This window comes from Fodinibius salinus, from assembly GCF_008124865.1.
Classification (GTDB): Bacteria; Bacteroidota; Rhodothermia; order Balneolales; family Balneolaceae; genus Fodinibius; species Fodinibius salinus.
The window spans coordinates 51,487-66,064 of sequence record NZ_VNHY01000002.1; the positions used below are offsets into that span (position 1 = coordinate 51,487).

Sequence of the window (14,578 nt, forward strand, 5' to 3'; positions counted from 1 at the left end):
ATTAGTGGTTAAATTTTTGTTCATCGAAGCTCTAATAATTTTTCATTCTTAATTTATAATTCCTAATTCAAATACGCTCGTATTCCATCTTTTGCTCATCCAGGCCTATCGTACCTTCCTTTATACCCCAATCCAGATACCCCAACACCTCAGATAATACCAAAAAAATCGCTCCGCTTTTTATTGCATCGGGAAACATCCGTTGAGACAGCTTTATTAAGCTCATGGACTGTTGTTCTAATAATTGCTGTATTTTCTGATACCGTTTTTTGTGCTCCGCAAGATGATGGTCTGCCACTTCAGTAATATTATCAATTTGCTCTCCGTGGCCCGGCATCACGACTCCTTCTTGTTTCCTGATCCATTGCAACGACTCCCGATATTGCAACAAACTTTTGTTTCGCTGTCCCGTATCAGCATCAAAATTAATAAGTGCATTTGTACTGATATGGCCGAGCAGCAAATCTCCGCTAAAAATAATGCCTTGATCGGTTACAAATGATAAATGACCCGGGGCATGGCCAGGCGTTAGGCACACCTCTGCACCTATAGATCCGCTGCTTAAATGATCACCATCCGAAATCCATTGTGGCTCTAATGGTTGCTGGTACTGCTGTAGCCACTCCAGCTGCTCGAGCATTTGCTGAGTAAGGGTTTCAGGAATATTATGCCGATCAAAAAATGCTTCAAACAATTCACTGTTATCATTAGCTGCAAAATTAGTACGATCTTTAGGATGACCCATAACCGTTGCTCCCGAACGGTCCGCCAGCTTCACGGCCTGGCCATAATGGTCCGGATGGCCGTGCGTAAGCCAAATTTCATCCAGATCTTTAACCTGTAAATCATGATCCCTCAGATGTTGTTTCACCGTCTCATATGCCTCATCACTGTAATGTCCGGTATCAACAAGCACAATTTTTTCATCAATGATTAAATAGCTAAATACATCACCTACGGCAAAAGGTGTAGAAATCCGAATAGGAAAAACTGGCAGATCAGAAAATTTGTCCACGTATGTCTTCGTCTTTAAAATTCTTGGTCTTTACCTCTTCAAGGTATCATTTTTTAGGCAAAATCATCAGTCCCTTCTGGCAGACAACTCAATTTGAACTCAAAAAATTAATATAAATTAATTCTTGAATTTATTTGTCGTAAAACCGTATATTTGGACTCTCATTTTTAATGGAAGAGTCGGTAGCTCAGTTGGTAGAGCAACGCCCTTTTAAGGCGTGGGTCGTGGGTTCGATCCCCTCCCGACTCACAATATTTTTGATACATTGCATATAACCTCTGTCGGTTAGTTCCGCAGAGGTTTTTGTTTTAGATACGGCAGCAAAAGCTAAGATAACGAGATCATATAAATGTTCCGGTCTATACAAATCGCAATTACTGAAAGAATGTTACATACATTTCTCAACATCTATTCTGCCGTTACCGTAATTTCACACGGTCTTTTTGCCCTACAAAGCAGAAAAGGTTTGAAACAATGCTATGAAGATGGAATGCAATTCCTTATCTTTCATGTTTATTGATATTTATACTTGCACGAATTAGCTCGAATAACACTACTATATGTCTGAACAAGAACAGCAACAAACAGAAAAAAATAACGCTAAAAAGGATAACGACGGCCTAAAAACCCCCGGAGGCAAGCACCAATATACTTTTTATTGGATTGTTATTGCTGCCCTTCTCGGATTTTGGATATTTAGCTCACAGGGTGGTGGCTTCTTTGGCGGACCTCCGACCATTGATTACAGTGAGTTTCGTAATCAAATCAAGGATAATAACGTACAAAAAGTTACTATCCGCGGAGAGCAGATTGAAGGTAAACTCAAGCAAAAGAGAGCCCTTAAAGCCTCTGAAAATGATACCGCACGTTACGGAAATTTCAAGACCTACCTCCCTTCTTTCGGCGACGAAAAGCTGATGAACATACTGGAAGAGAATGAGGTTCAGGTTCAAACCATGCCCAAGAGTAACTTTAACTGGTGGACAGTCTTGCTATGGGGTATTCCGCTGGCATTTCTTATTATTATTGGCCTACAGTTTTTCCGTCAGATGAAGATGCAGGGCCAAAACATGTTCCAAATTGGCCAGAGTAAAGCCAAGCTGCAAGATTCTGAAAAAGTAAACACTACCTTTGATGACGTAGCCGGGCTTGAGGGTGCAAAAACCGAACTACAAGAAATTATCGGCTTCCTCAAAGATCCGGATAAATTTGATTCGCTGGGTGGAGAAATTCCCAAAGGTGTACTGATGGTAGGCCCACCCGGAACCGGAAAAACCTTGCTGGCTCGCGCCGTGGCCGGAGAAGCCAAAGTGCCCTACTTTACGATCACCGGATCTGATTTTATGGAGATGTTTGTAGGGGTAGGTGCCAAGCGTGTGCGCGATATGTTTGAAAAAGCCAAAGATAAAGCACCGGCTATCATTTTTATCGACGAAATTGATTCTATTGGCCGTAAACGTGGTGCCGGACTCGGCGGTGGACATGATGAACGTGAACAAACGCTTAACCAACTACTCTCTGAGCTTGACGGTTTTGAACCCAACGAAGGCGTTGTAGTGATGGGCGCAACCAACCGTCCCGACATTCTGGATAAAGCACTGTTACGCCCCGGCCGCTTTGACCGGCAAATTACCGTGCACCTGCCCACACAAGAACACCGAGAGCAAATCCTTGAAATCCATGCCGAGGACAAAAAACTTTCTGATGAAGTTGATTTAGGCGAAATTGCGCGTTCTACTCCCGGCTTTAGCGGAGCTGATCTGCACAACTTGCTTAATGAGGCAGCACTTATCGCAGCACGGTATAAGCGTGATGCTGTTGAACAACAAGATATTGATCAGGCACGCGACAAGGTCATGATGGGGCTTAAACGAGAAGGTATGCGCCTGACAGACCGCGAGAAAGAGATGCTTGCTTACCACGAAGCGGGTCACGCCGTTGTAGCTGCTGTGCTTCCAAATTCAGACCCTATTCATAAAGTCACCGTAATACCGCGTGGCCAAGCAATGGGAGTTACCATACAATTACCCGAGAAAGAAAAGTATTTGTATGAGAAAAAATATATGCTCGATCGCATGGCTGTAATGATGGGCGGACGAGCAGCTGAAAATCTCATTTTTGATACTTCCACCAGTGGGGCAGAAAATGACCTTAAACAAATTACTAAACTTGCCCGCAAGATGGTGCTCGACTGGGGCATGAGCGAGAAGTTCAACAATATTGCATTTGGCGGCCAGCAGGAACAAGTATTCCTGGGCGAACAAATGGGTAGTCAACGTGAATACAGCGACAGTACAGCTCGCGAAATTGATGAAGAAGTACAGCGCATCCTCAAAGAAGCATTCGACCGGGCGATGACCTCTATTCAAGAAAATCGTGATGTGCTTGATAAACTTGCCGATGAGCTGCTTGAACGCGAAGAAGTTCCCGGCAAAGAAGTTATGAAATGGCTCAACGGCAAAATAGATGCTGATAAGGCTGAAGAAATTACAGACTCACAAGAAGAAGACATAGCCAAATCTGAAGAAGAATAGCTTTCAGAAGTCTTTGCAAAACCTTAAGAATTGTCATTCTGAACCTGCCGAGGAGTTCAACTAGCGATCGGCACCTGTTAAGGAGACCCTTCAGGGTCGTTCAGGATGACAACCGAATTTTGCAAAGACCGCTTTTCAATCCAACCTTTAACATTTTCAGGAAATGACCTATAACATCATTTTTGAAAGTGGAGTAACAACAACAATTAAAGCTAAGTCTATTGAACTCAACGATGTGCTCGACAAAGTTGAGGTTATTGGACAAGACGGTGAAGAACGAGACGACATCTATCTCAACGTCGAACACATCTCAGGCATCATCCCGCAGGATTAACATATCCTTCAAGAAAATTTTGAAATACATCCTGCTTCTATACAAACAGAATCACCAGCAGAGTGTATAGGCCGGCACCTAGGCCCGCAGCAGTAAGTGCCAGCGGAATTTGGGTATAAACGTGATCCATAAGATCACAGCCGGTAGCCAGTGACGAAAGGATAGTGGTATCCGAAATGGGCGAACACTGATCCCCGAAGACACTGCCGCCTACCACTGCTCCGAAGCAGAGGGTGATAAAAAACTCATCGGGCATCACTGACCATGCCAACGGCATTGCTACAGGAAACACCACTGCATAAGTTCCCCACGATGTACCTGCTGCAAAAGCAATAATCATACAAAGCAGCATTAATATAGCAGGCAAGACAGGCGGAGCAATAGCACCTCCCACCAGTTCAACAACGTATGCTGCAGTTCCCACAGAATCAGCTACTTCTTTTAAGGTAACCGCCAACGCCAAGATGATAGCGCCTATCGTCACCCCTTTACATCCATCTACAAAACCATCCATGACTGTTTTTAACTTCATACCTTTGGCCAGCGCCACAAACATGCCTGTAAGCACAGCCAGCACAAAGGCTTCGGCAATAAGTAAGGTCGGATCTTCGGTATTGCCCATAATGTAGGCTGTATATCCATACGGGATGATAGCTACCCCCAACAACGTACCGATGGGACCAAAGAAATCTACCAGCCCGGAACTGTAATCTTCCGGAATATCCATTTCAGTTAGTTCGGATGAGGACATTGGATCTGCCCCATCACGGTCAAGCTTACCGGTCTCTCGGGATCGGCTGATCGCTTTACGCATCTTTTTGCCCGGCACCCACGGCAACAGCTCCCACGCAAACAGGAAGGTAATGATGAGGGCAAAAATCCCATAAAAATTAAACGGCAGGGCCTGTATAAAAAATGCCACACCATCCTGCGTAGTCTCAAAAAGTGGAATCGTTCCTACCACAAGTCCGGCAATATAAATAGGCCAAACGTTAAACGGAATTATCGTTGCGGCGGGAGATGCAGTAGAATCAACCATATACGAAAGTTCTTCATGAGACACTTCTTGCTCGTCAGCAATAGGCCGAACAGTAGCTCCCGTCAACACCGTACTTATGGTCCCGCCCTGATGAAAGACAAGCCCCATCAGCCAGGTAAAAAACTTGGCAGACTTGGGACCTCGTACAATCTTTTCACTGGCCCATGCGGCAAACCTTTCGGCCCCGCCGGTGCGCGTCCAAATACCAATGAGTCCGCCAAGCGACCATAAATAAACCAGTAGAATAAGAGCAAAATCTTCTGTGCCAATCGACGGTATCAGGTAGGCATCAACGATATTGATATTACCGGATATAAATCCCCCGAGAGCAATACCCACAAACAACGAACTAATCACTTCTTTGGTCCAAAAAGCCAATCCAATAGCTACAAGCGGCGGAAGGATCGACCAAAAACCGAAGTGCCCGCCCTGTTTGGGAATCTCCCCTGCAAAGACAATCCCTACTACCACTACAATAAATGCGATAGTAAGATTAAGCCAGTTACCGTCGGATATTTGCCACGAAGAGCCGTTGTTCATTTTGGTCATAAAAGAAAATATCAGAAATTAAAAAGCCACTTTAATCTGTCTAAATCATCGCTTCTAATCAAATGGATACTGGACTATCATTGACGGATGATTTTGGTATATTTTAATTCATTTTATCGGAATACATTGATACGAACTCTGCAAAACTGAACAGCTGTATGACCACTTCTGATTTCGGCACGGGAGAATACGTGCGAAGCATCATAGCTATTACCGCTTTTTTTATCATCTTTCTGATCGCTACCCCTGTCATCCTTTTTCTGCTGCTAATTACTTTTGGGAAGGCCTCTAACTTTGTTGTTGAGCAAATCGCTCCATTGATGATGTACCCCGTCTTCTGGATCAGCGGAATATCTTTTGATCAAAAGATCCATGCCGATCACCTTCCCGAACCTGCCATTTATATTATTAACCACAGCTCTACACTGGATGTACTTACTATACTGGCACTGGGATTACCGAAGATACGCTTCGTAGCCAAATGGGAGTTCCAGTATAATCCCATCTTTCTGCTGCTGGGGCGGCTCACGGGACAGATTTTTATCAAACGCGATAAATCAGAAAAAGCCGTTGAGACACTCCAGAAAACATATCGACGTATCAAAAGAGATGAGCTATCTATTATGATGGCGCCCGAAGGATCGCGTAAACATCCCGGCGTTATCGGCCCATTTAAAAAAGGACCTTTTCGGATGGCGATGGACCTCGATTATCCCATTGTGCCCATATATTTTGAAGGCAACCAGCAACTTAGCAAAGGTGGCACGCTGATCACAAAATCAGGAGAACTTACTGCACACATTCATGAAGCGATTGACATTTCGGACTGGACCGTCGATAACCTGGAACAACATATTACAGAAGTGCGCAGCCGGTATATCAAATGGGCCGGCGTTGAAAATGATGACGTGCGCCCCATTGCTTGATAATAACACCACTATCCCGTACCCCAGTGCTTTGGAAAAAGAATTATCCGTAACGAAGCTACGGATGAAAATATACGTTCCTTATTTGTCTCTTGTGGTGATCGGCACGCCCCAAAAAGCGGGGCTCACGATGACAATTTCAAATGGAGGTGGTTTTGCAAAACCCTCAACAAATTAAAAAGTGATGAACATTCTCAATATCGAAATTAAAGCACGCTGTGAAGATCCCGAGACAATCCGCTCTATTCTCGAGGACCAAAATGCCGACTACAAAGGTACCGACCACCAGATAGATACCTACTTTAATGTCCCCGAGGGACGTCTAAAACTTCGGCAAGGCAACATTGAAAAAAACCTCATTTTTTATCGGCGGCCAAATTCCCAAACCCCCGAAGCCTCTAATATTGATCTCATGCCGGCCGAACATCCCGAAAAATTACATGCCCTGCTTGATAACGCACTCGGCACTATGGTCGTTGTTGACAAAGAGCGCGAAATCTATTTTATCGACAACGTAAAATTTCATATCGACCACGTTGAGAAACTAGGCCATTTTGTTGAGATTGAAGCTATTGATGAGGGCGGCAGTATCGGAGAAGAAAAGCTACGTTCGCAGTGCCAGCACTACCTCGAGCTATTTGATATACCAGCTGAACAGTTGGTGGCTGAGTCTTATTCTGACCTGCTGATGAATTTGGATAGTGATTGATTAAGTGATTAAGTGTTAAGTTTTAAGTGTTCAAGTGTTAAGCACCAGGGCAACAAAGCTGGGCCGTTGACTGGCGACAGACGACCCCAACATCTAGTTCCAATTTCCACCTTCCAACAACCTGCCTTCACGAATCACGTTTCACTATTCCTGATTTTTCCCTTATTCTGCTAGAAATTTGGTCTAAAGAACACTGCTATGAATCTGGATAGAAATACATTAATAAAACAACTCGAAGACGATCCTGAAATATGGGATATTATTATCATTGGTGGTGGGGCAACTGGGCTCGGAACCGCCGTTGATGCCGCCGCTCGCGGATACCAAACCCTGTTGTTAGAACAGCACGATTTTGCCAAAGGCACCTCCAGCCGCAGCACGAAACTAGTTCACGGCGGTGTGCGATATCTTCAGCAGGGTGATATTAAACTTGTCAAAGAAGCACTGCGCGAACGCGGGCTGATGCATCAAAATGCCCCTCACCTGGTAAAGAACCTTTCCTTTGTGGTGCCCGCTTACAAATGGTGGGAAGGGCCCTTTTACGGATTTGGGCTCAAGATCTACGATGCCATGGCCGGCGACCTTGGGTTAGGTCCCTCCAAGCTACTCTCCAAAGAAGAGACCCTGGAGCATCTGCCTACCCTTGAAACCGACGGACTCGACGGCGGTATTCTTTATCATGATGCCCAATTTGACGACGCCCGCATGGCCATCACACTGATGCAAACGATCCGCGACCAAGGCGGCACAGCCATCAACTATATGAAAGTAACCGACCTGCTTAAGTCTGATGGCAACATAACCGGCGTACAGGCCCGTGATCAGGAATCCGGTGATACCTACGAGCTTAAGGCCAAATGCGTAATCAACGCCACCGGTATTTTTACCGACCAGATCAGAAAAATGAATAATCCATCTGTCTCATCCATCATTCAGCCAAGCCGCGGCGTTCACATCGTACTAGATGATTCCTTTCAGCCGGGCGACAGCGCCATGCTGGTTCCCCATACCGATGACGGACGCGTTATCTTTGCCATCCCCTGGAAAGAACGCATCCTTATCGGCACCACGGATGTACCAATGGAACAACCCGAACTGGAACCGTATCCCACCGATGAAGAAATTAACTACCTACTTAAATATGCTCAAAAATACCTGGAAGGCGATCCCACGCGCAGTGACATACTCAGTGCCTATGCCGGCATTCGTCCCCTTGTCTCACATTCTCCGGATGGTGATACCGCCGACATTTCGCGCGACCATACGCTACTCACCGATTCATCAGGGCTTATCACTATTGCCGGCGGCAAGTGGACGACCTATCGCAAGATGGCAGAAGATACCATCGACCAAGCAGCCGAGGTAGGAGGATTAGCATCCCGGGAATCCCCAACAGAAGAATTACATCTCCACGGGTGGACGTTCAACAATGAGCCGGCTGACAGCTTTCAGCAGTACGGCTCCGAATCTTCAGCGCTCAAAGAAATTGCCGAGAATACAGACAATGGCCGTGAACCCCTGCACCCCAACCTGCCATATACTCCGGCCGAAGTTATCTGGGCGGCCCGCAACGAGATGGCACGCACCGTAGAAGATGTACTGGCCCGGCGCACACGCGCTCTGCTGCTAGATGCCCGTGCAAGCATAGAAATTGCTGAAGCCGTCGCCAGCCTGCTTGCAAATGAGTTGAACAAAAGTCAGGAATGGGAAGAAGCACAGGTAGAAGCATTCACCAAATTAGCTAAGCAATATTTGGTGACTCCTTAATCTGCTTTATTTGCTGCTTTAATCGCTCTACTACACGCTTGATATTATTTTTGATCTGCAGGTCAGTGATCGTTACTACCTTTACACCAAATCTTTCGATCTCTTTCCGACGCCTTTTATCATAACCGGATTTATAATCAGCCTTGCTGTCTTTGATTTCAATGGCCAGCATAAGCTCCGGAGAATAAAAGTCAACAATATATTCGCCCAGCGGCTTGTGTCGATCAAACTTATAGCCCAGCAGCTTTCTCTCTCGTAGCTCTTCCCAAAGCAACTTATTGCAAACCGTGCTGTTGTTACGCAGCTTTACTGCCAACGGCACTAATTTTTGATTATATGGAATAAATGAAATTGCCATAACACAGTAAGACCGTTGGGAAACCAAATCCTTACAATTTTTCTCATTTTTCCGACCTGATAATTAGTCAATTGCAACTACGGATACCCCTCCCCAAGAATAGTAATAATATCGAGCATGGGGAGAAGCGAAGTGGATCACAACTTACGGTACGGCAATGCCTGTACTGCTGAACAAATAAATGCTATATCCGGCAGGTTTTAATTGTTGATCTTTCTAGCTCTCCGGACCGGGACTTTTAAATACTTCGTCATGATTCCAGGCGATATAATTGACGGCCGGCTCATATACCGCACGGACCGGTGGACGAATTTCATCACCGTGAAAGCGCCCCAGCCACAAGTCAAAGCCGTCGGTGCCTACCACTTTTTCGGATATCAAAAACTGTAGGTCTTCATCGAGAGTGAATGCGCCCAGATCAAACAGTTTATGATGTAGAGTGCACAGGGCAATGCCGTTGGTGATATCATCCGGACCGCCGTGACTATGCCATTTGATATGAGCCGCTTCTATGCAGAGCGTTTTAGCTCCCATCCGCACGTCGAAATCACATATCGCACAACGATACTCGTAGGCCTGCAGCACATTATGCCTGAAATTGGGGTCGCGCTTTTTCCGACTTATAGTTTGCTCCTCAAGCGAAATCCCTGTTTCGTGGATAATATCTTCATGAATAGTATCGGGGAAATGAGCATCCAGCAGTTGGGAACAGATTGTATTGATAACAGAGGGATGCTCTTTCAAAAATTCATAAACTTCCGGCTTAAAGCCCGCCCGGATCTCTTTCTCCCGCAGATCCGTTTTTCGTACGCCGCCACTACTATTGAGAACCAGCTCATCACCTCTTTCTACCTCCCACATCCCATCGTTCTGCAAACGCCAAAACGGATAGTGGGTATTCCCTGCATTTCGCGGAGTGCCAAATTCAGTTAGTAATTCCTTCAGCTCGGGGTCAATCTCTTTGTACCCCAACAGCCGCTTATCATTATTCTGCAGATACCCAATCGCCAACAGCACCAGCAGCGGCTTGTGGGGTGCCCGGCGGTCACCGCTTTTCCAGACGGTGAGAGATTGGAATTTTTGCAGGATTTCTTGCTCCGTCATCTTTTTACCTCAAAATAACTTTCGGAGAATATCCATTTCTGTATCCTTCATGGAAAAAGGAATGGCCGTAAGATTAAGTTGAATATGCCGATTACCTCGACTTATTTCCGCAGTGTGCACATGACGCCCTCGCTCTATTAACGATTCCCACGTTTTCTTTTTACAGGGATACATTAGGGAACATCGAATTTCTTTATCTTCTGGAAGAGAAGCATAAGCTAATATTTGTAACAAATCGTTGCGGTGCCGCTCCCTAATGGTATCACCAATATTATACCAGCTTTCGGTATTCAAGTCCTCCCAGTGATCTTTATATTTGGCATCAATGATATGAACTATATCTTCTTTTTCTACGACAAGGTCTGGTACCAGTGAACCTTGTGAACCGAGAAAGGGTGGATCCCACGAAATTGGTACTACCGTTTCTCGGTTTCGGCCACTTTTTAACGTACCGCCCGTCTGTTGCACAATTTCCCCTATTACTGTCTCAACGTATGACTCAAACAACTCTTCCATATTCATCTTCCACGGCAAGCCGCTTAAATCTCCCAAACCAGCTAACCCTTGATTTTCAGTGGTCCAGACTATGGCCTGTAATCCCTTTTCAATAGCTTCACCCTGTAAGGAAGATGACTGCAAGTAATCAATTTGGAGATTATTAGGTTGTCTGGGAGCACAATCAGACACTTTTTGAATGAGCTGATTACACAAATCAACAAGTTGTAGAACATAAACACCAGCATCTCGCTGGGTTGCCAAGCTCTGTCGTTGTTTCTTTAATGCAAAATGAACGACAGATTTAAGCTCACGATTTTCCTGCAATTCCGGATATCGACATTTGAAATTCAGGAACTTTCCTTTAGAAACCTGTTTCTGCGCATAGTCCGCCCAATCTACTTTTCCTTTGGGCTTGGACCTATGTAACTCGTCCATTTCGAAGCGACGATCGAGCTGTTTGATCAACTCTTCCAGGCGACCCAAAATAACACTCGATAATACCCACGGTGGAACGCGCCGCTCGGATATTTTAAGCTGTGGCAAATTCAGGATATTGGGTAGAATCTTCCACCCTGTTGTTGATAGGATAGGCCCAATACCCTTCCAGCCAAAGCGAGGTGTTATAATCAAACTGTATTCATACTTATGCGTTATTGGAGAAAGAAGAGGAATCGCACCGACAGACGTATGTGACCTTAATTTCAACTTTAAACTATCTCCGGAATAATAAATCTCAGAGTCCAGATCTAGTTTATTTAGTGGATCCCTATTAAGATTTAAAAACTGTTGCCCCAATTTTGCCGTAATTTTGTCCTCATATCGAGCATCCACGTGCTTCGACAAAAATTCAGTACTCAGATAGGCCGTTTGATTATCGTGAAGCTCTAAGACGTCCGAATGATTAGCCTGTAGATCCTTGGCCCATTCGTCAGCTGTTTGCTTTTTAGCCATAGCAGTTCTAATCCTTAAAGTTGCTCAATCTCCTGGATATAAGCATGAATAGCATCCGCAAAATTGGCCACATATCCTTGTGATAAATACTCTTTCAAAAGCGGAATCAAATTCGTCTGCATTTGAGTGGCGGCATCCACATCTTCGTGAGCAATGAAATAGGAGTGTCCGGGCATGAGGTCAAAAGAATCTTCGGAAGCATAATTGATAAAAATAGATAATAATTTCTGGTAAGCTTCCTTGGTCATCTCATTTCCTTTTTCTTCTACCACTTCTACTTGTGGCCACATATTAAGGAAAGCAAACCGACGACGAATGGCTACATCCAAAATAGCGATACTGCGATCTGCCGTATTCATCGTTCCAAGAATATGTAGATTATCAGGAAAGGTTAGCTCTTGGCCAACTTCTCCACCAAAATCATAGGGCAGTTGAATAGTACGGTCCTCATAAGGCTCCAATCCATAGATAGCCTCACCCAATACTTTCGCCAAATCTGCCCGGTTAATTTCATCAATAACCAACAGAACATTCTCTTCTGTTTGGTAGGCTTGTTCAACGGCATCCAACAAATGTCCCCGGCTAATGCTGAAATTTAATCCTAGCTCTGTTCCTGTAGATGTGGGAAACAGTCCTCCAATAAAATTTTCATATGTGATATTGGGATGAAACTGGATGGTCATTCCCTCATTGTCATAATCTTCTTCTAATAATTTATTCGCCAGTCGAGTTTTTCCTGTACCCGGTGGACCTTGAAGCACCACGTATTTCCGTTGTCTCAAAAGATTGCCAATCTTTTGTTGGGTCACCGTTGGCATGAGATAGGAGAAATAATTGCTTTTTATCTCTTTGAATTCATCTTCAGCAGCACTAAGAGGAGTATAACCGCGCTCTTCAAAATTAAAATCTAAAAAAACTTTTAGTGCTTTATCTGCTACCTCATCGTTGGCAATGCAAAATCCATAAATCTCTTTGCCATAGCGATCAAATATGTTCTTATACTTGGGATGAGCATTGACCACATTTTGAGGCACAGTGATATCAGTACGTACTGCATCCTTTTTTGCCCAGGCAATGGGTTCATTTCCAGAATACTGCTCATTTAACCACCGGACAATCGCATTGATCTTTCGTGAATGTCCAGGCTTGCCGATAATATTTTCATCGGGACTTAAACCCTGCGTACCCACTCCCATAGCAATCATAGCGGGCCCATCCTCGACGGGAAAAATGACAAAGCTCATCCCACTATATCCTCCACTTGTGGGATTTGACTCATGAATTATGGCAGAGAAAGGTGTTTTTGCGGCTGGGGTGCGGAACTGAATATCTTTCTGAGCTCTTAAAGAATAGCGTCCCCCATTTGACCCGAACAATTCATCAAATGCTTTTTCTGATTCCTCCGACCAATGTTCTGAATTATACGATTTCGTACACAGCTCAATTAATGAATCCATTTTTAGTAATTTATTTTCAGGGATTTTACTCCCAAAGGTGGATGATTTAAGCAACGATTACAAATCTCTTCAATTATTACTTAATAACATCATCACCAGCAAACTTTTAAAAACGTATCGATCACCCAAGTATGAATCAACTCAGCTTTAGAATCTTCTCCCGCCTTTTTTGATAATTCATAATACCATTCGCCCATTGCCCATACGCAAAATGGTACCAATGCACATTTTCACTATATTAGATGGGCAGTATGTCATCATACCAAATCCCGGGAATCCCCGGAAGATAATATACATTAGAACCTCATCAGACAGGACGTATGAATTTATCCCGTTTACTAACACTCGCCGCCAAACCCTTTTTATTTCTGCTGGAATACCTGTTTAAACTTGCTGCCGGTGTTACCAGCATGATTGTCCTGGGAGCCGGCGGATCTTTTTTTAGCAAGGTCGGTGCAGGCTTCGGTTCTATTGGGAGCGTACTACATCAGGTCGCGGATTGGCCGGACAGGCTTACCTACCTGGGCCGCATCATCCAGGATTATAACACGCTTACCGCCTCAGCCTTTAACGAACAATACGGCGGAGAAGCGATGAACCAAGTCATGCAATCACTCAATGAAGGCGTTGCCTATGGTAAGGCGATATATCAAAACTTTACCAACCAGCCAGTTGCAACCATTGTGGCTACGCTTATTGTATTCCTGATGTTTTATGCCATCGGACGGGTCTGCCGTTTTTTCCGCCAAAAGGGACAGGGCTCTTATCTCGTCAAAAAAGAACGGGAACTCGGGAGACAGGTCTTTGATCAGCCGGAGCACTCATAATCGGTTATACACACTTGCCACTATCCATTTCCCCAAAGGTTATCGGGATATGCTTATCCAAAGAAAGTAATCAAGGAAAAAGAATAGAACCTATTTGAGCTCGAGAATCTTAGCTGCCCGCTTGGGACCAATACCTTTTACTGATCGGAGCTCTTCTTCGGAGAGCTCCACCAGGGCTTCTTTACTCTTGATTCCTTTGTCCACAAGGTTTTCTGCCACGCGGCTGGTAACGCCGTCAATTTCGGTCAGCTGCTCGATAATCTGCTCGGTGGAACCTGCGTCGCTTCGTTTTTCGGCACCGCTCTGTGGAGGGGACTTCGAGGTCGTCTCCTTTTCTTCTGTCGTCCCGGGTTGCTCTTTAATTTCAGTCGGACGACTACTCTTTTTGTAGAGCCAATAACCGCCCAGCGGAATGGCAGCGATGAGTACTATTTTCCAGGATAATCGCATAAGACTTTACCACTGATATTGGGATTGCTCATACAAACTGTTTTGTAATAGTATAATCAT

The 14,578-nt window shown here is 44.7% G+C and carries 13 protein-coding genes and 1 tRNA gene; 7 read left to right on the forward strand and 7 right to left on the reverse strand.

The window, feature by feature from the left end; all coding sequences use genetic code 11:
- Positions 1-67 precede the first annotated feature (67 nt).
- Positions 68-1,015: an MBL fold metallo-hydrolase gene (locus LX73_RS05085; RefSeq protein WP_170245587.1), complete on the reverse strand. Its 948-nt coding sequence runs from the start codon at positions 1,013-1,015 to the stop codon at positions 68-70.
- Between the two features lie 176 nt (positions 1,016-1,191).
- Here LX73_RS05085 and LX73_RS05090 point away from each other — a divergent pair.
- The 3 genes from LX73_RS05090 to LX73_RS12935 all read left to right on the forward strand — a co-directional run bounded on the left by LX73_RS05090 (position 1,192) and on the right by LX73_RS12935 (position 3,883).
- Positions 1,192-1,264, forward strand: a tRNA-Lys gene (locus LX73_RS05090).
- A 311-nt stretch (positions 1,265-1,575) separates the two neighbouring features.
- Positions 1,576-3,549: an ATP-dependent zinc metalloprotease FtsH gene (gene ftsH / locus LX73_RS05095; protein ID WP_148898415.1), complete on the forward strand. Its 1,974-nt coding sequence runs from the start codon at positions 1,576-1,578 to the stop codon at positions 3,547-3,549.
- Positions 3,550-3,712: 163 nt separating this feature from the next.
- On the forward strand, positions 3,713-3,883 hold the full coding sequence (locus LX73_RS12935) for a hypothetical protein (RefSeq protein ID WP_170245588.1): 171 nt from the start codon (positions 3,713-3,715) through the stop codon (positions 3,881-3,883).
- 37 nt (positions 3,884-3,920) lie between these two features.
- On the opposite strand, the gene LX73_RS05100 is transcribed toward LX73_RS12935, so the two are convergent.
- Complete coding sequence (locus tag LX73_RS05100) at positions 3,921-5,471, reverse strand: Na+/H+ antiporter NhaC family protein (RefSeq protein WP_148898416.1); 1,551 nt, start codon at positions 5,469-5,471, stop codon at positions 3,921-3,923.
- 158 nt (positions 5,472-5,629) lie between these two features.
- On the opposite strand from LX73_RS05100, the gene LX73_RS05105 reads away from it, so the two are divergent.
- From LX73_RS05105 to LX73_RS05115, 3 genes are all read left to right on the forward strand, one after another.
- Entirely contained in the window at positions 5,630-6,397 is a 768-nt protein-coding gene (locus LX73_RS05105; RefSeq protein ID WP_148898417.1) for a lysophospholipid acyltransferase family protein, read from the forward strand.
- Between the two features lie 184 nt (positions 6,398-6,581).
- Entirely contained in the window at positions 6,582-7,106 is a 525-nt protein-coding gene (locus LX73_RS05110; RefSeq protein WP_148898418.1) for a class IV adenylate cyclase, read from the forward strand.
- A 198-nt stretch (positions 7,107-7,304) separates the two neighbouring features.
- Positions 7,305-8,873 (forward strand): glycerol-3-phosphate dehydrogenase/oxidase, encoded by a 1,569-nt coding sequence (locus tag LX73_RS05115; protein WP_148898419.1) that lies wholly within the window; start codon positions 7,305-7,307, stop codon positions 8,871-8,873.
- Here the strand turns inward: LX73_RS05115 and LX73_RS05120 are convergent.
- From LX73_RS05120 to LX73_RS05135, 4 genes are all read right to left on the reverse strand, one after another.
- The gene (locus LX73_RS05120; RefSeq protein WP_148898420.1) at positions 8,848-9,231 is read right to left on the reverse strand and encodes an endonuclease domain-containing protein; all 384 of its coding nucleotides are present in this window, start codon (positions 9,229-9,231) and stop codon (positions 8,848-8,850) included. The two genes, LX73_RS05115 and LX73_RS05120, sit on opposite strands and share 26 nt — an antisense overlap.
- Positions 9,232-9,447: 216 nt before the next feature.
- Positions 9,448-10,335, reverse strand: a complete 888-nt coding sequence (locus LX73_RS05125) for a phosphorothioated DNA-binding restriction endonuclease (protein WP_148898421.1) — start codon at positions 10,333-10,335, stop codon at positions 9,448-9,450.
- Between the two features lie 9 nt (positions 10,336-10,344).
- On the reverse strand, positions 10,345-11,784 hold the full coding sequence (locus tag LX73_RS05130) for a 5-methylcytosine restriction system specificity protein McrC (protein WP_148898422.1): 1,440 nt from the start codon (positions 11,782-11,784) through the stop codon (positions 10,345-10,347).
- A gap of 14 nt (positions 11,785-11,798) precedes the next feature.
- Positions 11,799-13,241, reverse strand: coding sequence for an McrB family protein (locus LX73_RS05135; RefSeq protein ID WP_148898423.1), 1,443 nt, complete (start codon positions 13,239-13,241; stop codon positions 11,799-11,801).
- A gap of 320 nt (positions 13,242-13,561) precedes the next feature.
- Between LX73_RS05135 and LX73_RS05140 the strand changes: the two genes are divergently transcribed.
- Complete coding sequence (locus LX73_RS05140) at positions 13,562-14,068, forward strand: hypothetical protein (RefSeq protein WP_148898424.1); 507 nt, start codon at positions 13,562-13,564, stop codon at positions 14,066-14,068.
- A gap of 90 nt (positions 14,069-14,158) precedes the next feature.
- Here LX73_RS05140 and LX73_RS05145 read toward each other — a convergent pair whose 3' ends face one another.
- A complete protein-coding gene (locus tag LX73_RS05145) occupies positions 14,159-14,518 on the reverse strand; it encodes a helix-hairpin-helix domain-containing protein (protein ID WP_148898425.1) in 360 nt (119 codons plus the stop codon).
- Between the last annotated feature and the right edge of the window lie 60 nt (positions 14,519-14,578).